Source organism: Geodermatophilus sp. SYSU D00698 (genome assembly GCF_054050335.1).
Map to the genome: position 1 here is coordinate 63196 of NZ_JBJGZD010000007.1, position 16902 is coordinate 80097.

The 16902-nt window shown below is 78.0% G+C and carries 18 protein-coding genes; 11 read left to right on the forward strand and 7 right to left on the reverse strand.

Annotation, left to right across the window (positions count from 1 at the left end; genetic code table 11):
* The first annotated feature begins 2 nt into the window (after nt 1-2).
* From ACI8AB_RS08600 to ACI8AB_RS08615, 4 genes are all read left to right on the forward strand, one after another.
* Nucleotides 3-857: an SGNH/GDSL hydrolase family protein gene (locus ACI8AB_RS08600; RefSeq protein WP_456949773.1), complete on the forward strand. Its 855-nt coding sequence runs from the start codon at nt 3-5 to the stop codon at nt 855-857.
* Between the two features lie 83 nt (nt 858-940).
* Entirely contained in the window at nt 941-1096 is a 156-nt protein-coding gene (locus tag ACI8AB_RS08605; RefSeq protein WP_456902178.1) for a hypothetical protein, read from the forward strand.
* Nucleotides 1097-1172: 76 nt separating this feature from the next.
* Entirely contained in the window at nt 1173-1802 is a 630-nt protein-coding gene (locus ACI8AB_RS08610) for a hypothetical protein (protein ID WP_456949774.1), read from the forward strand.
* Nucleotides 1795-2592, forward strand: coding sequence for an alpha/beta hydrolase (locus ACI8AB_RS08615; protein ID WP_456949775.1), 798 nt, complete (start codon nt 1795-1797; stop codon nt 2590-2592). The genes ACI8AB_RS08610 and ACI8AB_RS08615 overlap by 8 nt, the downstream gene beginning before the upstream one ends.
* A gap of 7 nt (nt 2593-2599) precedes the next feature.
* On the opposite strand, the gene ACI8AB_RS08620 is transcribed toward ACI8AB_RS08615, so the two are convergent.
* Complete coding sequence (locus ACI8AB_RS08620) at nt 2600-3526, reverse strand: alpha/beta fold hydrolase (protein WP_456949776.1); 927 nt, start codon at nt 3524-3526, stop codon at nt 2600-2602.
* A gap of 7 nt (nt 3527-3533) precedes the next feature.
* Between ACI8AB_RS08620 and ACI8AB_RS08625 the strand changes: the two genes are divergently transcribed.
* On the forward strand, nt 3534-3893 hold the full coding sequence (locus ACI8AB_RS08625; RefSeq protein ID WP_387989016.1) for a hypothetical protein: 360 nt from the start codon (nt 3534-3536) through the stop codon (nt 3891-3893).
* Nucleotides 3894-3913: 20 nt separating this feature from the next.
* Nucleotides 3914-4408, forward strand: coding sequence for a G/U mismatch-specific DNA glycosylase (gene mug / locus ACI8AB_RS08630; RefSeq protein WP_387989012.1), 495 nt, complete (start codon nt 3914-3916; stop codon nt 4406-4408).
* Here the strand turns inward: mug and ACI8AB_RS08635 are convergent.
* Nucleotides 4405-7311, reverse strand: a complete 2907-nt coding sequence (locus ACI8AB_RS08635) for a BTAD domain-containing putative transcriptional regulator (protein ID WP_456949777.1) — start codon at nt 7309-7311, stop codon at nt 4405-4407. The genes mug and ACI8AB_RS08635 overlap by 4 nt on opposite strands.
* Nucleotides 7312-7486: 175 nt before the next feature.
* Between ACI8AB_RS08635 and ACI8AB_RS08640 the strand changes: the two genes are divergently transcribed.
* The gene (locus tag ACI8AB_RS08640; RefSeq protein WP_456949778.1) at nt 7487-8794 is read left to right on the forward strand and encodes an FAD-binding oxidoreductase; all 1308 of its coding nucleotides are present in this window, start codon (nt 7487-7489) and stop codon (nt 8792-8794) included.
* A 281-nt stretch (nt 8795-9075) separates the two neighbouring features.
* Here the strand turns inward: ACI8AB_RS08640 and ACI8AB_RS08645 are convergent, their stop codons facing one another.
* Nucleotides 9076-9372: a hypothetical protein gene (locus ACI8AB_RS08645; RefSeq protein WP_456949779.1), complete on the reverse strand. Its 297-nt coding sequence runs from the start codon at nt 9370-9372 to the stop codon at nt 9076-9078.
* Nucleotides 9373-9397: 25 nt separating this feature from the next.
* A complete protein-coding gene (locus ACI8AB_RS08650; protein ID WP_456949780.1) occupies nt 9398-10654 on the reverse strand; it encodes an FAD-binding oxidoreductase in 1257 nt (418 codons plus the stop codon).
* 256 nt (nt 10655-10910) lie between these two features.
* Here ACI8AB_RS08650 and ACI8AB_RS08655 point away from each other — a divergent pair, with 256 nt between their 5' ends.
* Genes ACI8AB_RS08655 through ACI8AB_RS08665 form a run of 3 tightly spaced genes read left to right on the forward strand, consistent with a single transcriptional unit; the run spans nt 10911 to nt 14514 of the window.
* Nucleotides 10911-12035 (forward strand): globin domain-containing protein, encoded by a 1125-nt coding sequence (locus tag ACI8AB_RS08655; protein ID WP_456949781.1) that lies wholly within the window; start codon nt 10911-10913, stop codon nt 12033-12035.
* Nucleotides 12032-12838 carry a DivIVA domain-containing protein gene (locus ACI8AB_RS08660; RefSeq protein ID WP_456949782.1) on the forward strand — a complete coding sequence of 269 codons (807 nt, stop codon included), beginning with the start codon at nt 12032-12034 and terminating at the stop codon, nt 12836-12838. Before ACI8AB_RS08655 ends, ACI8AB_RS08660 begins: the two co-directional genes overlap by 4 nt.
* Before the next feature lie 50 nt (nt 12839-12888).
* Nucleotides 12889-14514, forward strand: a complete 1626-nt coding sequence (locus ACI8AB_RS08665; RefSeq protein ID WP_456949783.1) for a bifunctional 3'-5' exonuclease/DNA polymerase — start codon at nt 12889-12891, stop codon at nt 14512-14514.
* A gap of 98 nt (nt 14515-14612) precedes the next feature.
* On the opposite strand, the gene ACI8AB_RS08670 is transcribed toward ACI8AB_RS08665, so the two are convergent.
* A complete protein-coding gene (locus ACI8AB_RS08670) occupies nt 14613-14765 on the reverse strand; it encodes a hypothetical protein (RefSeq protein WP_456949784.1) in 153 nt (50 codons plus the stop codon).
* 177 nt (nt 14766-14942) lie between these two features.
* On the opposite strand from ACI8AB_RS08670, the gene ACI8AB_RS08675 reads away from it, so the two are divergent.
* Complete coding sequence (locus ACI8AB_RS08675) at nt 14943-15395, forward strand: DUF5709 domain-containing protein (RefSeq protein WP_456949785.1); 453 nt, start codon at nt 14943-14945, stop codon at nt 15393-15395.
* A 36-nt stretch (nt 15396-15431) separates the two neighbouring features.
* Here ACI8AB_RS08675 and ACI8AB_RS08680 read toward each other — a convergent pair whose 3' ends face one another.
* Together ACI8AB_RS08680 and ACI8AB_RS08685 are read right to left on the reverse strand one after the other, a co-directional pair.
* Nucleotides 15432-16046, reverse strand: a complete 615-nt coding sequence (locus tag ACI8AB_RS08680; RefSeq protein ID WP_456949786.1) for a DUF6875 domain-containing protein — start codon at nt 16044-16046, stop codon at nt 15432-15434.
* 392 nt (nt 16047-16438) lie between these two features.
* Entirely contained in the window at nt 16439-16897 is a 459-nt protein-coding gene (locus ACI8AB_RS08685; protein WP_456949787.1) for a thioesterase family protein, read from the reverse strand.
* Nucleotides 16898-16902 lie beyond the last annotated feature (5 nt).

A 16902-nucleotide genomic window follows, 5' to 3' on the forward strand; every position in this document is an offset into this window, starting at 1 on the left:
CCGTGCGCCGACTGCTGACCGTCCTGCTCGCCGCGCTCGCCGGCGTCCTGCTCGTCGTCCCCCCGGCCTCGGCCGCGCCCCCGGGACCGCTGCGCTACGTCGCGCTCGGCGACTCCTACAGCGCGGCCTCCGGCGTGCTGCCCCCGGACCCCACCGCCGCGCCGCAGTGCCTGCGCTCCACCCGGAACTACCCGCACCTGATCGCGCAGGCGACCGGCGCGCAGCTGACCGACGTCACCTGCGGCGGCGCGGACACCTCGGACCTCACCACCGCGCAGCACCCCGGCGTGCCGCCCCAGCTCCAGGCGCTGTCCCCGGACACCCAGCTGGTCACCATGACCATCGGCGGCAACGACAGCGGGGTGTTCATCGAGTCGGTCCTGCGCTGCGGCACCGCCGGGCTGCTGACGCTGGGCCGCGGCAGCCCGTGCCGCGACACCTACGGCACCTCGTTCGAGGACACCGTCCGCACCACCACCCACCCGGCGCTGGTGCAGGCGCTGTCGGCGGTGCGCGAGGCCGCGCCGCGGGCCCGGGTCGCGATCCTCGGTTACCCCGCGATCCTCCCGCCGACCGGCGGCTGCTTCGACCGGATGCCGATCGCCGAGGGCGACGTCCCCTACCTGCACTCCCTGCAGACCACGCTCGACGACGCCGTCCGGCGCGCGGCCGCGGCCACGGGTGTCACCTACGTCGACCTGTCCCGCGCCTCGGCCGGGCACGACGCCTGTCAGCCGCTCGGCGTCCGCTGGGTCGAGCCGGTGCTGCAGGGCAGCAACGCGGTGGTCGTGCACCCGAACGCACTCGGCGAGGCGGAGATGGCCGCCCGGGTGATGTCGGTGCTGCGCCTGGGCTGACCCGGCTCCCGCACCCCGCCGGCGGCGTGGCCCGCCGCCGGCGGGGTACGGGGCGGGACACCACCAGACCCGGAGGAGGACCGATGAGCGAGACCGACCCGACCCCGCAGGCCGGCCCGGAGGACGAGGGCTCGCACGCGAGCGTCGGCCCGGACGTCGCCCACGCCGGCGGCGGTCGCACCGAGGGGGAGACCTCGGTCGACGACGCGATGGGCGCGGAGGCCGACCCGCCGCGCTGAGCCGCCCGCGGTGGGTCGGGCGCCGACGGAGGGGCCCGCCCACCGGGCGGGCCGGGACGGGGGCGGGGACGTGGACGTGCGCAGGCTGGTGATGGGCGACTGGACGCCCGTGCTCAGGGACGGCATCGACGTCCTGCGGCTGGTGCTGCTCGTGGGCGGGCTCGCCTACGCGGCGGCGGGGCGGGCGGGGGACGCGGCGGTCCTGCTGTTCCTGGGGGCGGTCACGGTCCTGGCGCGGCTGGTCGACCTGCCGCGGGTGTACGACCTCGCGCTGACCCTGGGGATGGTCCTGCAGGGCTTCGGCGAGACGCTGGGCCTCTACGACCGGTTCGTCCGCTTCGACGACCTGGTGCACGTCACGCTGCCGATGCTGACCGCGCCCGTCGTCTACATCGCGCTCGCCCGCCTCGACGTCGTCCCCGACCCCCGCGACGAGACCCACCTGCGCCACTACGTCGGGATCGCGGTCGTCACGACGGCCCTCGGCGTCACGATCGGGGCGCTGTGGGAGGTGTACGAGTGGCGGTCCGACGCGTGGTTCGGCACGCGTCTGTCGGAGGGCAACGACGACACCAACGGCGACCTCGTCCGCGACACCCTCGGCTCCCTGGTCGGTGCGGCGCTGCTGGTGGCGTGGGCCCGCTTCGGCTGGGGGTCGGTCCGCCGGATCCCGGGGGTGAACACCCACGAGGAGGTCAGTGCCTGAGCGGCCCCCGTGCACCGTGCTCACCCGCCGGCGGCTGCTCCTGGCGGCGGGCCGGGTCGCCGGGGCGGCCGTCCTGACCGGCTGCGCGGTCCGGCTCCCCGGCGCACCCGGCGGCGAGGGGGCCGCCGTCCTGACCGCCCGCCCGACCGCGCCACCGGACCTCCCGCCGCCGCCACCGGGCACCTCCGCGCTGGGCCTGGAGGAGACGCGCGACCCCCTGCTGCACGTCCCGGCCGCCGGGGTCCCCGGCCCGGCGCCGCTCGTCGTCGTCCTGCACGGCGCGGGGGGTGACGCCGCCGCCGGCCTCGGGCTGCTGCAGTCCCTCGCCGACGAGCGCGGCCTGGTGCTGCTCGCCCCGGCCTCCCGGGGCTCGACCTGGGACGCCGTCCTGCGCGGCTACGGGCCCGACGTCGCCGGGATCGACCGTGCGCTGACCGCCGTCCTCCGGCGGGTGCCGGTCGACGCCGGCCGGGTGGCCGTCGCCGGCTTCTCCGACGGCGCGTCCTACGCGCTGGGGCTGGGGCTGGCCAACGGCCTGCTGTTCCGGCGGGTCGTCGCCTTCTCACCGGGGTTCGTGCCCCCGGCGGCGCGCACCGGGCGGCCGCCGGTCTTCGTGTCCCACGGGACCGGCGACGACGTCCTGCCGGTCGAGCGGGCCAGCCGCGAGATCGTCCCCGCGCTCCGCGACGACGGGTACGACGTCACCTACCGCGAGTTCGCCGGCGGTCACGTCGTCCCGCCCGAGGTCGCCCGGGAGGCGGTCGACCGGCTCGGCGGGACCGGCGACTGACCGACCGTCAGCCGACCTCCCCGGCGAGCCGGCGGAGCGGGCCGGACCACGCCCCGGGGTGGGTCCAGACGAAGCTGTGCGCCCCCGGCACGGACGCGAACCGGCCGTCCCGGGCCAGCCGGCACAGTGCGCGGGCCCACTCCGCGGTGCACAGCAGGTCGTCCGCGCCGTGCAGCACGAGCACCGGGACGGCCAGCCGGGGGACGACGTCCTCGAGCCGGTCGGCCAGGTGGGCCCGGACGGCGTGCAGGACCCGGCGCGTGCCGGCCCGCTGCCGTTCCGGCCGGTGGGCCTCGTCGAGGTCCGGCGGCTCCCGCCGGTGGTTGCGGTACCAGGCCCGCAGCACCCCGCCGAGGCTGCGGAACGCCGGGTCGACCGTCGGGCTGGCCAGGACCAGGCCCCGCACGCCGGCCGGGCGGTGGAGCGCGGCCCGTGCCGCGACCTGGGTGCCGCCGGAGTGTCCGACCAGCACCACGCGGTCCAGTCCCGCGCCGGCGAGCCAGGCCACCAGCGCGTCCCCGAACTCGGCGACGTCCAGCTCGTGCGGCGGCTCCCCGCTGCCCGAGAAGCCCGGCAGCTCCACCAGGTGCGCCCGCGTCCACGCCCCGAGCGCGCGCAGGGCGGGGACGAGGTAGTCGCTCACGCCGATGCCCTGCACCAGCACCACCTCGGCGACGCCGTCGCGCGGCGTGCCCGCCGAGCGGCTGTGCATCCGCCCGAGCGGGGTCTCCCGGTCGGCCGGGAGGAGGTCGGTCGACAGCTGGCACCCCCGGTGGCCGGACGGCGTGCGCGAGGACTCGGCGCCGTCGCGGACCAGTGTGACCGCGCCCCCTCCCGCGTGCGCGACGTGCGGGCGGCTGGTTGGCTCGCGGCAGGCGGCCCAGCAGGCCGGCCGCCGGGGTCGGGGACTGGAGACCACCGTGGCCAGGACCATCGCAGGGATGTCCAAGCAGACGGCGGCGCGGGCGCTCGGCGGCGCCGGCATGGCGTTCGGGGCGGTCAGCGTCCTCGCCCCGCGGGCCGTCGCCGCAGGGTACGGCGTCCCCCCGACGCCGCAGGGGCTGCAGCTGCAGCGGCTGTTCGGCAGCCGCGCGCTGGCCCTCTCGGTGGCGGGGTTGACGGCGCGGACCCAGGAGGAGGTGGACCGGGGGCTGCTGCTGGTCGCCACGGCGAACCTCCTCGACGTGCTCACCGCGCTGGTCGCGGCCCGCGGCTCGGGCCGGTCGACCACGGTGCGGGCGGTGGCCAGCTCGGTCGTCTACGGCGGGGCCGCGCTGGCGGTGCGGGCGATGGAGCCCTGACCGGGGGAGCGGGCAAGCCGCTGCCCGACGTCGTCGCCCCCGGCCTCGACGTCCTGTTCTGCGGGATCAACCCGTCGCTGCTGTCGGCCGAGCGCGGCCACCACTTCGCCCGCCCGGGCAACCGGTTCTGGCCCGCACTGCACCTGGCCGGGCTCACGCCCCGCCGGCTGACGCCGGAGGAGGACCGCGAGCTGCCCCGCTACGGGCTGGGGGTGACCAACCTCGTCGACCGGCCCACGCGGACGGCGGCCGAGCTCACCCCGGAGGAGCTGCGGGCGGGCGCGGCGGCGCTGGCCGGCCTGGTCGCGCGCTGCCGGCCGCGGGTGCTGGCGGTCCTCGGGCTCACGGCCTGGCGGCTCGCCACCGGCGCGCCCCGCGCGGGCTGGGGCCGCCAGCCGGTGTCGGTCGGCGGCGCCGAGACCTGGGTGCTGCCCAACCCGAGCGGGCTGAACGCGCACTTCCAGCTGCCCGACCTCGCCCGCCTGTACGCCGGGCTGCGGCCGCCCGGCGGCTAGGCGACCGGGTCGGCGGTGCGGGTCTCCGCGGCGAGCCTGCCCACCATGGCCACCGCCTCGCCGCGGTCGAGGACGGCGCCCTCGGCCAGCGCGGTGTCGTACTCGACCTCGGCGAGGGCCTCGCGGGTGGCGGTGACGTAGCGCTGCCCGTCGACCGGGTCCATCCGCAGCGGGTCGTAGCCGACCTGCCGGGCGACGGCCTGCACCGCGCCGAGCAGCACCGCGGCGGTGCGGGGCCGGCCCGACGCGGTGACCGCGCCGACGGCGGCCAGCAGCCCGGCGAGGGTGCCGGTGGCGTCGCCCTCGCGGTGGGTCAGCTCGACCATCGCCCACAGGTCGGCCAGCGCCTCCGCGGCCCGGCCGACGTCGGTGAGCGCCTTCGCCCGGATCCACAGCACCGACGAGTGCGCCCACGAGTGGCCCAGCCGCAGCGCGAGCCGCTCGGCGCGGCCGAGGTGCTCCAGCGCGCCGTCGAGGTCGCCGGCGGCCCGCGAGAACTGGCCGAGGGTCATGGCGATCTCGACCTGCACCCACTCGATGCCCGACGCCTGCGCCAGCGCCAGGCCGCGGGCGATGTCCGCCCCGACCTCGCCGTCGGGGTCGGGCTGGCCGAGCAGCGCCCGCACGAAGCCGCGCAGCACCAGGGCGAGGGGCAGCACCGGGTCGGCGTCGTCGGCGGTCCCGGCGATCTCGCTGGTCCGCGCCCACAGCGAGGGCACGTCGCCGGACAGGTAGGCCAGCAGCGCGTCGGCGAGCAGCGCGCCACTGCGCACGCCGGCCGGCGCGCCGGGGGTGGCGTCCAGCGCGGCGGCCAGCCAGCGGCGGCCCTCCTGCACGTGGCCGCGCCGGTACCAGTACCAGCCCAGCGCCCCGCCGATCCGCAGCGCCGCCTCGCCCTGCCCGGTGGCCAGCGCGTGCCCGAGCGTCGCCCGCAGCGCCGGCTGCTCGGCGTCGAGCCGGCGGGCGCTCGCGGTCCACAGCGGGCTGCGCAGCGTCGGCTCCAGCCGTTCGGTGAGCGCGACGGCGAAGCCGGTCAGCCGGTCGCGCAGCCGCCGGGACGCCGGCTCGTCCAGCGCCTGCTCGGCGTACTGCCGCAGCGTCTCGAGCATCCGGTAGCGCCCGGCCGCGTGGTCGAGCTCGACCAGCGACTTGGCCACCAGCACCCGCAGCAGCTCCAGCGCCCGGCCGTCGACCTCCGGTCCGGCCACCGCCTCGACCAGGTCCGGGCCGAAGGTGCCGGGCAGCACCGAGACGGCCTGGAAGACGGCCAGCTCGGCGGGGGCGAGCAGGTCGACGCTCCACTGGACGGTGGCCGCGAGCGTGCGCTGGTGCGGCACGGCGGTGCGCCAGCCACCCGACAGCAGGGCGAACCGGTCGTCGACCCGGCCGGCGACCTCGGCCAGCGGGAGGGTGGTGAGGCAGGCGGCGGCCAGCTCCACGGCCAGCGGCAGGCCGTCGAGGGCGGCCACCAGCTCCCGGACGTGGGCCAGGTCCTCCGCGGAGGGGTCGGCCAGGTGCGGGGCGGCCAGCCGGGCGCGGTCGAGGAACAGCCGCTCGGCGTCGCTGCCGGGAGCGTCGGCGGGCATCGGGCCGCAGGGCAGCACCGCCTCACCCGGCAGCCCGAGCGGCTCGCGGGAGGTGGCCAGCACCCGCAGCTCGGGGCAGCGGGGGAGCAGGGCGGCGCACACCGCGGCGGCGGCGTCGACGACGTGCTCGCAGTTGTCCAGGACCAGCAGCAGCGGGCGGTCCTCCAGGGCGGTGGCGACGGCGCCCAGCGGGTCCCCGCCCGCCAGCGTCACGCCCAGCACGGTGGCCACCTGCCCGGCGACCAGCTCGGGGTCCTCGACGCCGGCCAGCTCGACCAGCGCGGCCGGCGGCGACCCGGCCGGCCGGCGGCGCGCGGCCTCCAGCGCCAGCCTCGTCTTGCCGCTGCCGCCGGGCCCGACCAGGGTGACCAGCCGCTGCCCGGACAGCGCGGCGGCCAGCCGGGCGAGCTCGGCGCCGCGGCCGACGAAGGCGGTGAGCGGGACCGGCAGGGGGCCCGGGGCGCGCACCGCCGGCGCCGGGGGAGCCGGCGCGGGCTCCGGCACCGGGGCGGGCACCGGGGCGGGCGCCGCGGCGGGCACCGGGACGGGCCCGGCCAGCGCCGGGTCCTGGCGCAGGATCTGCTCGTACAGCGACTGCAGCGGCCGGCCCGGGTCGACGCCCAGCCCGTCGGCGAGCAGCCGGCGGCCCTCGTCGTAGACCTCCAGCGCCTCGGCCTGCCGGCCGCTGCGGTACAGCGCCAGCATCAGCGAGGCGCGCAGGCCCTCGCGCAGCGGCTCGGCGCGGAGCAGCTCCCGGACGTCGTCGACGATCTCGGCGTGCCGGCCCAGCCGCAGGTCGAGCTCGGCGGCCAGCTCCCGGGCGGCCAGCCGCAGCTGCTCGAGCCGCTCGGACTCCTCGGCGGCGAAGGTGGCCGCGACGTCGGCGTAGGCCGGGCCGCGCCACAGCGCCAGCCCCTCGGCCACCGTCGCCCGGGCGCCCTCGGCCTCCCCGCGGGCGGCCAGGTCGCGGGCGGTGCGCAGCAGCTGGACGAACCGGACGGCGTCGACGTCCTCGGGGGCGACCTCGAGCCGGTAGCCGGGCTCCCGGGTGACCAGCAGCGTCCAGCGGCCGCCGGTGACGTCGGGCTCCAGCTCCCGGCGCAGCCGGGACACGATCGACTGCAGGGTGGCCGACACGGCGGTGGGCGGCCGGCCGCTCCACACGCGGTCGACGAGCAGGTCGACGGGGACGGTGCGCCCGGCGTCGACCAGCAGCGCGGCCAGGACGGCGCGGTGGCGCGGGGACTGCGGCGCGAGGAGCTGCCCGTCGCGCCAGACCTCCACGGGTCCGAGCACGCGGTACGAGGTGGCGGTCATCGCCGGGCAGGGTAGGGGCCCGGACACGCCCGCGGGGGCGCCCGCGACGCCGCGTGACCTGCCGGTGACCTCCCGGTCGCGGCCGTGACCTGCTGCCCAAGCGGCCGCCAAGGGCGCACCAAGGACCGCCGACGACCCTCCGGGTGGCACCGACCCCCGCACCTGGAGAAGCCCCGTGAGCACCCTGTCCGTCCCCTCCACGCCCGCGGCCCGCGCCGCGGACCCGCGGCCGGCCGTCCTGCCGCCCGACCTGACCGCCGCCCTGCGCGCCCGCCTCTCGCCGGCGGCCGTGCTGGCCGACGGGGCGGTGGTGCGGGCGGCGGAGGACGCCGACGTCGTGGCCGCGCTGCGGCTGGCCGGCCGGCACGGGGTGGCCGTGGCCGTCCGTGGGCCCGGCCGCACCGGCGCCGGCGCCCGCGCGCTGCAGGTGGACCCCGCGGGGCTCGCCGGGGTGCGCGTGTCGCCCGCCGGCTGGGCGCGGGTCGGCGCCGGCGTGCGCTGGCGGGACCTGGCCGCGGTGGCCGTCCGGCACGGGCTGACCCCGATCACCGGGTCCTCGGCCGCCGAGCGGGTCGCGGACACGGTCACCGGCGGCGGCGTCGGCCCGCTGGCCCGGACCTACGGCCTGGCCGGGGACCGGGTGCGGGCGGTGGAGGTGGTGACCGGCGACGGCGTGCTGCGCCGGGTCACCCCCGCCGACGGCGCCGGCCTGTACTGGGGCGTCCGCGGCGGCGGCGCGGCGCTCGGCGTCGTCACCGCCGTGGAGCTGGAGCTGCTGGCCGCCGGGCCGCGCTACGGCGGCGAGCTGCGCTGGCCCGCGGCCGACGGCGCGCGGGTGGCGGAGGCGTGGCGGACCTGGTCGGTGGCGCTGCCGCCGCAGGCGGGCACCTCGCTGGTGCTCACCCGGCCGGCGCGGGGCGAGGGGACGGTGGCCGTCCGGTTCGCCTGGACCGGCGAGGCCGACGACGGCGACGGGCTGCTCGACGTCCTGCGCGGGGCCGCACCGCCCGGAGCCGCCGACCTGGCGCCGCGCGGACCGGCGGGCCTGGCCACGCCCGCGCTGGAGGCGGGGGTGGAGTCCTCGCTGCTGCTCGACCGCCTCTCCGACGGCGCGGTCGCGGGGCTGCTGCGTGCGGCCGGCGGGAGCCGGCCGCGCACGGTCGAGGTGCGGCTGCTCGGCGGCGCGCTCGGCTGGGTGCCGCAGCGGCCCAGCGCCGTCTGCCACCGGGACGCGCGGCTGGCGGTGCGGGTCGTCGGCGGCGCCGGCGTCGAGGACCGGGCGGCCACCCGTGCCTGCGCCGAGGAGCTGGCCGCCGCGCTCGGCGGCGACCTCGGCGGCCGCGCGCCCGCGCACGGCTGGGGGGCGGCGCCCGACGTGCTGGCCCGCACCCCGACGCCCGCCGTCCGGGACCGGCTGGCCGCGCTGGCCGCGGCGACCGACCCGCACCGCATCCTCGAGGGCGCGGCGGGCCGGCGGGCGTGACCGGCGGGGCGGGGAGGCGGGGCCTCCCCGCCCCGGTCGGTCAGCGGGTCCCGGGCCGCGCGGGCGTCCCGGCGTTGAACACCTGCAGCGTGTAGGCGTCGAAGCGCCGCAGCCAGCTGCGGAGGGTGCGGCGGGGGGTCGTGCTCGTGGTCGTGCTCATGGCGTCTCCTCGAGGTGGGTCCGGGGGGACGTCGTCGTCCGTCGGCCGCGGGTGCGGCCGTCTCCCACGGTCCCCGCCGCGTGTGAAGCCCAGGTGAACGCGGGCCGTGACGCTCGTCGCGTCAGGCCGGCCGCCCGGACAGCGACCGCCGCACCGGCTCCGACGGGCGCAGCACGACCTCGAGACCGCGCCACGCCGCCGCCTCGAGGACGTCGGCGACGAGCTCGCGGCCGGAGGCCGACAGGGTGGTCACCGAGCGGGCGTCGACGACGTCGACGCGCACCGGCTCCGGGCCGTAGCAGCGCCAGAACGCCTCGACGGCGTCCGCGTCGACGACCCCGGCCAGGCAGAGGACCCGCCCGGCGGAGGTGTTGAGCAGGCGGACCACCCCGCGGCGGGCGGCTGCGGTCGGGGGCACCCGCCCAGTGTGCCGCCCGGGACGGCTACCGGCCCGCGCCCGCCGGCTCCGCCGTCGCGCCCGGCGCCGGCTCGGAGGCGAAGTCGGCCTGCCACAGGTCGGGGCCGAAGACCTCGTACTGGACGTCGCGGGCGGGCACGCCGCGGTCGATCAGGCCGCTGCGGACCGCGCGCATGAACGGCAGGGGCCCGCAGAGGTAGTACGCGGCGCCCTCGGGCAGGTCGACGTCGTCGAGGTCCATCGTCCCGTCGTGCACGCCGTCGACGGGCAGCGAGGTCTCCGCGCCCCGCTCGAACCAGACGTGGGCCGTGGCGTCCGGCAGCGTGCGGAGGTCCTCGAGGACCTGGTGACGCAGTGCGAAGGACTCCTCGTCCAGGTCGGCGTGCAGCAGCGTGACGGGCAGCGAGGAGCCCGCCGCGGCCAGGTGGGACAGCATCCCGGCCATCGGGGTGATCCCGATGCCGGCGCTGGCGAAGACGACCGGGCGGCCGGAGTCGTCGAGGACGACGTCGCCGAAGGGCGCCGACAGCGTCAGCCGGTCGCCGACCTGCACCCGGTCGCACAGGTGGTTGGAGACCTCGCCGTCGGGCTTGTCCCCGCCGCGCACCCGCTTGACCGAGAACTGGCGGTGCTCGCCGTCGTCGGCGCGGGTGAGGCTGTACTGGCGCGGCTGGCGCACGCCGTCGGGGAGCGGCACCTGCACGGTGACGTACTGGCCGGGCAGCGACGTCTTGACCAGCCGGTGGTCGATCCGCCGCACCCGGAACGTGACGACGTCGGGGGTCTCCTCGACCTTCTCGGCGACCTCCCAGTCCCGCCACACCGTCTCCGGGCGCACCCCCCGGGCGCTGTAGAGACCGCGCTCCTGGTGGATCAGCGCGTAGGCCATCAGCCAGTAGACCTCGTCCCAGGCCGCGGCCACCTCGGGGGTGACCGCGTCGCCGAGCACGTCGACGATCGCCCAGAACAGGTGCTCGTGGACGACGTCGTACTGGGCGGGGGTGATCCCGAGCGAGACGTGCTTGTGCGCGATGCGCGACAGCAGCTGCTCGGGGAGCTGCTCCGGCGTCTTCACCAGGGTGCCGGCGAACACGGCGACGGAGCCGGCCAGCGCGACCTGCTGTTCCCCGGTGGCCTGGTTGCCGCGGTTGAAGACCCCGTCGAACAGCTCGGGGTGGGCGCCGAACAGGTGCCCGTAGAAGCGCCGGGCGATCTCCTGGATGTGGTCGGCGACCACGGGCAGGGTCGCCTCGATCACGGGACGGGAGCGGTCAGACAGCATGCGGTCCTCCTCGGCCGGCCGACGGGCGCGGTGACCTGCTGAGTCCCCGTGTCCGTGCCCGCCCGTCGTCGCCGTCCGCGGGGCCGGGGTGCCCCCACCGGCGCGCCCCTGCGACCGACCCTGCCAGGAGCGGGTCCGGAAATCGACCGGAGCGGTGCCGCAGAGGGCTAGCCGCCGTCCGGAGGGCTCGCTAGTGTGCGCCAGGTCACACGGCCGAGCGGACGGCCCACGGGGGGCGACTGTGGACATTCCTGCGATGCGCGCGAACTTCGCCAAGGCCGCGGCTGCCGGCGACGAGGCGCCGCTGTGGTTCTACTCCCACCTGTTCCTCGCCCATCCCGAGACCCGGCAGATGTTCCCGGTCTCGATGGCGCACCAGCGCGACCGGCTCTTCGCCGCGCTCGGCGAGGTGGTGGGACGGGTCGACGACCTCGACTCCCTCGTGCCGATCCTGCAGCAGCTGGGGCGCGACCACCGCAAGTTCGGGACGGTGGCCGAGCACTACCCCGCGGTGGGAGCGAGCCTGCTCGCCACGCTGCAGCACTTCGACGAGGACTGGAACGACGCGCTGGCCGCGGACTGGGCGGCGGCCTACGAGCTGGTCGCCTCGGTGATGGTCGCGGCCGCCGACGAGATGGCCGACGAGCCGCCGTGGTGGGACGCCGAGGTCGTGGCGCACGAGCGGCGCACCGTCGACACCGCCGTCCTGCGGCTGCGGACCAAGATCCCGCTGTCCTACCGCCCCGGGGCGTCGATCTCGCTGGAGACCGAGCTGCGGCCGCGGCTGTGGCGCTACTACTCGCCGGCCAACGCCTGCCGGCCCGACGGCGAGATGGAGATCCACGCGCGGGCCCAGGCCGGCGGGCCGGTCAGCACCGCCCTCGTGCGGCAGGTCGACGTCGGGGACGTGCTGCGGCTCGGGCCCCCGGTGGACCACCTGCGCTTCGATGCCGACTCCGACCGCGACCTGCTGCTGGTGGCGGGGGGCACGGGGCTGGCGCCGCTCAAGGCGATCGTCGACCACGTCGCCCGGAACGGCACGCCCCGGCGGGTGGACCTGTTCGTCGGCGTCCGCGCCGAGAGCGACCTGTACGACCGGGCGGACCTGGAGCGGCTCGAGCGGGAGAACCCCTGGCTCACCGTGACCGTCGCCGTCTCCGAGGACGGGAACTCGCAGTGGGCGCACGGCGACGTCGGCGAGGTGGTGGCGCGCTCCGGGCCGTGGGGCAGTCGCGAGGCCTACGTCGCCGGTCCCCGGGCGATGGTCGACGACACCGTCGAGCGGTTGCTGCGGCACGGCCTGCCCCGGGACCGCATCCGCACCGAGGTGTTCGCCCCCAGCCGTCCCGGACCCGATGTCGATGGAGAGGTGACGTCATGACGACCGAGCAGGTGGCCTCCAACGGCCGGCGGCTGACGCCCGCGGACGTGCGCGAGGTGCGGTTCGCCCGGTCGTCGATGCTGCACCCCGGCTACAGCGACGCCGAGGTCGACCGGTTCCTGGACCGGGTGGGCGAGGAGCTGGCCCGCCTGCACGCGGAGAAGGCCGAGCTGCGCGGCCGGGTGCAGGAGCTGCAGGCCCAGGTGGGCGAGGAGAAGCCCCGGGAGGAGCCGACGGCGCAGGCGGTGAGCCTGCTCGCGGTCGCCCAGCAGACCGCCGACCAGTACGTGGCGGAGGCGGAGACGTTCAGCCGGGTGATGGTCAGCGAGGCGCAGCAGCAGTACGACGAGCAGCTGCAGTCCGCGCGCGAGAAGGTCGGCGCGATGATCCAGGCCGCCCACGAGGCCGCGGCCCGGATCGTCGCCGAGGGCGGCGCACCGGCCGCCGCGGGGGACGCTCGCACCGCCGAGGAGCTGCAGGAGCAGGTCGCCTACCTGCAGGCGTTCGGCCAGGCGTGCCGGACGCAGCTGCGGTCCTACCTGGAGGCGCTGATCGGCGAGGTGGAGCGGGCCTGGGGCCACGCCGACCCGACGGCCGTGCCGGTGCTGGACTCCAGGGCCCCGGTGACCCGGCCGGCCCCGCCACCCAGGGGCCCGGCGGCCGGGGCCGGGCCCGCCCCGGCCCAGGAACCACCCACGGTCGAGGCCGCCGCGGTGCTGCTCGGCGAGCAGTCGCTGGGGCCCGGGTCCGCCGACGGCGCACCCGCCCAGGTGGCCGCGGAGGGTGCCGGCGACCGGTCCTGACCCCCGCGGCGGTCCGCGGGACCGTCGGCCCGGTCGGGGAGACTGCGGCGGTGGACCGGGTCCTGCTGCGCCGCCGCGGGGACGCGGTGGCGGTGCACGAGGCCGACGGCGCCGTCGCCGAGGTCCCCGCGGACGGGCTCGCGGCGCTGGTGCGGGAGCGCGAGCGGGCCGGCGTCCGGTGGGTCTGGGACGACACCACCCGCTGGTACCCGGCGCTGCTGGCCGCCGGTGTCCGCGTGGCGCGCTGCACCGACCTGCGGCTGTGCGCCGCCGTGCTGCGCGGCTCCCCGCTCGCCGGTCCCGGGCCGGCGGCGGACCCGGGCTGGGCGGCGCTGGAGCCGGTGACCGCGGACGACCCGGCGCTGTTCCACCTGGCCGACCCCGCCGACGCGCTCGACCCGGTCGCCGAGGACCGCCGCCAGCAGGCCGTGCTCGCCGCGTCCCCGCAGCGCGCGCGGCTGGGCCTGCTGCTGGCCGCCGAGTCCTCGGGCGCGCTGGCCGCCGCGGAGATGACCCACGCCGGGATGCCGTGGCGGGCCGACACCCACGACGCGCTGCTCACCGGGCTGCTCGGCCCGCGCCCGCCCGCGGGCCTGCGGCCGGCGGTGCTGGAGGCGCTGGCGGGGGAGGTCCGCGCCGCGCTCGGCGCCCCCGAGCTCAACCCGGACTCCCCGGCGGCGCTGCTGAGAGCGCTGCAGGTCGCGGGGCTGCCGGTCGAGGACACCCGGTCGTGGACCCTGGAGCGGGTCGAGCACCCGGTCGTCGCGCCGCTGCTGGAGTACAAGCGGCTGGCCCGGCTGCTGGCGGCCAACGGCTGGAGCTGGCTGGACGCCTGGGTGCGCGGCGGGCGGTTCCGGCCGGTCTACCTCCCCGGCGGGGTGGTCACCGGGCGGTGGGCGTCGTCGGGCGGGGGCGCGCTGTCGGTGCCGGTGCAGGTGCGCCCGGCCGCGGTCGCCGACGGCGGGTGGGTCCTGGTGGTCGCCGACGTCGCCCAGCTCGAGCCGCGGGTGCTCGCCGGCATGAGCGCCGACACCGCGCTGGCCGCCGCGGCCCGCTCACGGGACCTGTACGCCGGGATGGTCGACACCGGGGTGGTGGCCACCCGCGCCGAGGCCAAGGTCGGGGTGCTGGGGGCGCTCTACGGCGGGACCCGCGGCGAGAGCGGGCGGATGGTGCCGCGGCTGGCCCGCCGCTACCCGCGGGCGATCGGGCTGGTGGAGGAGGCGGCGCGGGCGGGGGAGCGCGGCGCGGTCGTGTCCACGCTGCTCGGCCGGGGCTCCCCGCCGCCGGGCGCCGCGTGGGCCGAGCGCGACGCCGACCTCGGCGAGGCGCCCGAGCCCCGCGGCCGCGACTCCGACCGCGCCCGCCGCGCGTGGGGCCGGTTCACCCGCAACTTCGTCGTGCAGGGCACCGGCGCGGAGTGGGCGCTGTGCTGGCTGGCCGACCTGCGCAACCGGCTCTGGCAGCTGGGGGAGGGGCGGCTGGAGGAGCGGCCCCACCTGGCGTTCTTCCTGCACGACGAGGTCGTCGTCCACACCCCGGCCGGCCTCGCCGACGACGTCGTCGCGGAGGTCCGGGCCGCCGCGGCCACGGCCGGGCGGCTGCTGTTCGGGGAGTTCCCGCTCGACTTCCCGCTCGACGTCGCGGTCGTGCGGTCCTGGGCCGACGCGGGCTGAGCCGGCCGCGTGACGGGCGCGCGGCGGGCAGGGGTCCGGGATCGTCCCCAGGAGGTCCCGTGTCCGACGAGTGCTGAGCGTCAGGCGGTGGCTGAGCGTCAGGCGGCGGTGGAGGTCTCCAGCAGGCGCCGCAGCGCCTCCTCGAAGTACTCCTCGTAGAGGTCGCGCACGAGGTCGGTGCGGTCCTCGGCGACGGCGGCGTTCACCCGCCGGACGTAGTGCTCGTGCAGCGTGGTCATCGAGGTGTCCACGGCGGTCTCCCTGGAGGTCGGCTGCCTCCAGTGTCCGCCGGTCCGGGGCGGCGGGGGCGCAGGCCGGACTGCTCGTTCGGTCACACGCGCGGCCCTCCCGCCGCGCCCGCCGCGGTGGCAGGGTGGGTCCGCCCCGGACAGCGCCGTCCGCCCCGCCCGCACCCGAGGAGCCCCACCGTGGACCGCGACCTCTACGGCACCGACGGCACCGACCCCGAGGAGGCCACCGGCCTGCTCGAGGCCGAGGACACCCTCGAGGACCCCCGCCGCCCGCGCGACCTGGACACCGGCTGGTCGCCGCCGGAGCGGCCCTGGGGGGTGGACGACTGGGGCACCACCGAGCGGGAGGAGGCCACCGGCGAGAGCCTCGCCGGGCGGCTCGCCCGCGAGCTGCCGGACCGGTCCTGGGACGACGCCGACGGCGACGGCCTCGGTGACCTCACCGGCAGCGACGGCGAGCTGCTCGACGACGAGGTCGGCGACGCCCGCGCGGGCCGGCTGGCCGAGGTCGGCGACGACGGCGTCGTCGACCGGGAGGACGAGCTGCTGGGCGAGGACCTCGGCATCGACGGCGGAGCGGCCTCGGCCGAGGAGGCGGCGGTGCACCTGGTGCGCCGCGGCGACGACTAGCGCCCGTCCGGCGGCTGCCGCGCGCCGGACCCCTGCCTACGCCCCGCTCCTCGGCTCGGGCGGCGCCGCGGGCGGAGTGCCCCGGGACGGTCCCTGGTCCTCCCGCTCCCGCCACGGGGATCGGCGCAGCTGCTCGGCGAGAGCGTGGACTGCGGACGGTCCGAAGCGCTTCGCCCAGCGGTCGAGCCAGTCGTGGTCGTCCAGGAAGAACTTCCAGTCGCTGAGGACCCCCTGCCTCACGAACACGAACGGCACGGGCGACCGGAACGGGCGGAAGCCGGCGTTGTGGATGGCGGTCCCCTCGTGGCCCCGGTAGAACGGTCCGAACACGATCCCGTCCCGGGTGTACGCCGGGACGGCGAGCTGCCGCAGGGCGTCGTCGAAGACGCTCCCCGCACGGTCGGCCGGCAGGTCCGGGAAGACGACGACGATCACCTTGTGGTCCACCTCGTCGCCGTCCGTGGGGGCGGTGTCCAGGAACCGACGCCGGTAGCCGCTCAGGACCTCGACGACTCGTGACCCGTCCCCGTCGGCGATCCGCTCGGGCGCGAGCCAGAGCGTCCTGCGCGACAGGGCTCCCGGCACGAAGGGACAGACGGGCCCGGGGCGGCCGAGGTCCTCGTGGGGCTGGTGATGAAGGTCCGGATCCACTGCGCGACGGCGCGGAGCGCGTCCAGGTCGGCCTGCGCGAGCCGACTCGTCCTCCCGGTGTCCTCGAGGTCCTCGAGGAGGAACAGGTCAGTGGTCTGGGTGGTCATCACACGTCCTCCTGGAGCGGACTCCGACGACGGCGTCACGGGGGCGGCGGGTCGAACGCCGCCGCGACGCCACCGGACGGGCCCGACGGCGCCGTGGCGGCCACGGTCGAGCTCGTCGACGTCCGTGAGGTGTCCGGGTGGACCGTCTCCACCCGGCCGTGCGGGGACGGCGCAGACCGGTCGGACCCGGGAGCGCACCGCGGGCGCGATCCGGACCCCGGGACGGAACCCACCCTGGACCCGGTCATCGCGAGGCAGCAGGGACGAAGGGCCTGCCGTGGCATGTCAGGACCCGGAGTCACGCCTCTGCTCCCGGGAGGCACTCCCGAGCCCGGGCGGATCCGGTCCGGCACCGGAGGCGCGCAGGCGGGCCGCCAGGACCTCCTCGGGCAGGACCGCCTGCTCCGTGGAGCCGCGGCCGAGCTCCCGGCCGTTCGCGTCGACGGCCCGGCACGCGCAGGTCAGCCGGTTGCCGCGGACCGCGGTGCAGCGGGCGGTCACCCGGACCCGGTCGCCCACCCACGCCGGCGCCCGGTGCTCGACCGACACCGCGGTGCCCACGCCGGCCTCGCCCGGCTCGAGGTGGCCGAGCAGCAGCTTCCGCCCCGCCTCCTCGAAGTGCTTGGCCATCGCGTAGGTGGCGTAGACCGGGTGCACCGGGCCGAGCTCGTCGAAGTGCACGGTCATCGCCGCGGTGACGACGACGTCGAGGACCGCGGTCTCGCCGACGGCGACCGGGCGCACGGCCG

Bases quoted from the DNA above. Each gene is read 5' to 3' on its own strand.
- ACI8AB_RS08660 (WP_456949782.1), top strand. From the start codon at position 12,032: ATGACGACCGAGCAGGTGGCCTCCAACGGCCGGCGGCTGACGCCCGCG.
- ACI8AB_RS08605 (WP_456902178.1), top strand. From the start codon at position 941: ATGAGCGAGACCGACCCGACCCCGCAGGCCGGCCCGGAGGACGAGGGC.
- ACI8AB_RS08635 (WP_456949777.1), bottom strand. From the start codon at position 7,311: ATGACCGCCACCTCGTACCGCGTGCTCGGACCCGTGGAGGTCTGGCGC.
- ACI8AB_RS08650 (WP_456949780.1), bottom strand. From the start codon at position 10,654: ATGCTGTCTGACCGCTCCCGTCCCGTGATCGAGGCGACCCTGCCCGTG.
- ACI8AB_RS08625 (WP_387989016.1), top strand. From the start codon at position 3,534: ATGTCCAAGCAGACGGCGGCGCGGGCGCTCGGCGGCGCCGGCATGGCG.
- ACI8AB_RS08655 (WP_456949781.1), top strand. From the start codon at position 10,911: ATGCGCGCGAACTTCGCCAAGGCCGCGGCTGCCGGCGACGAGGCGCCG.
- ACI8AB_RS08620 (WP_456949776.1), bottom strand. From the start codon at position 3,526: ATGGTCCTGGCCACGGTGGTCTCCAGTCCCCGACCCCGGCGGCCGGCC.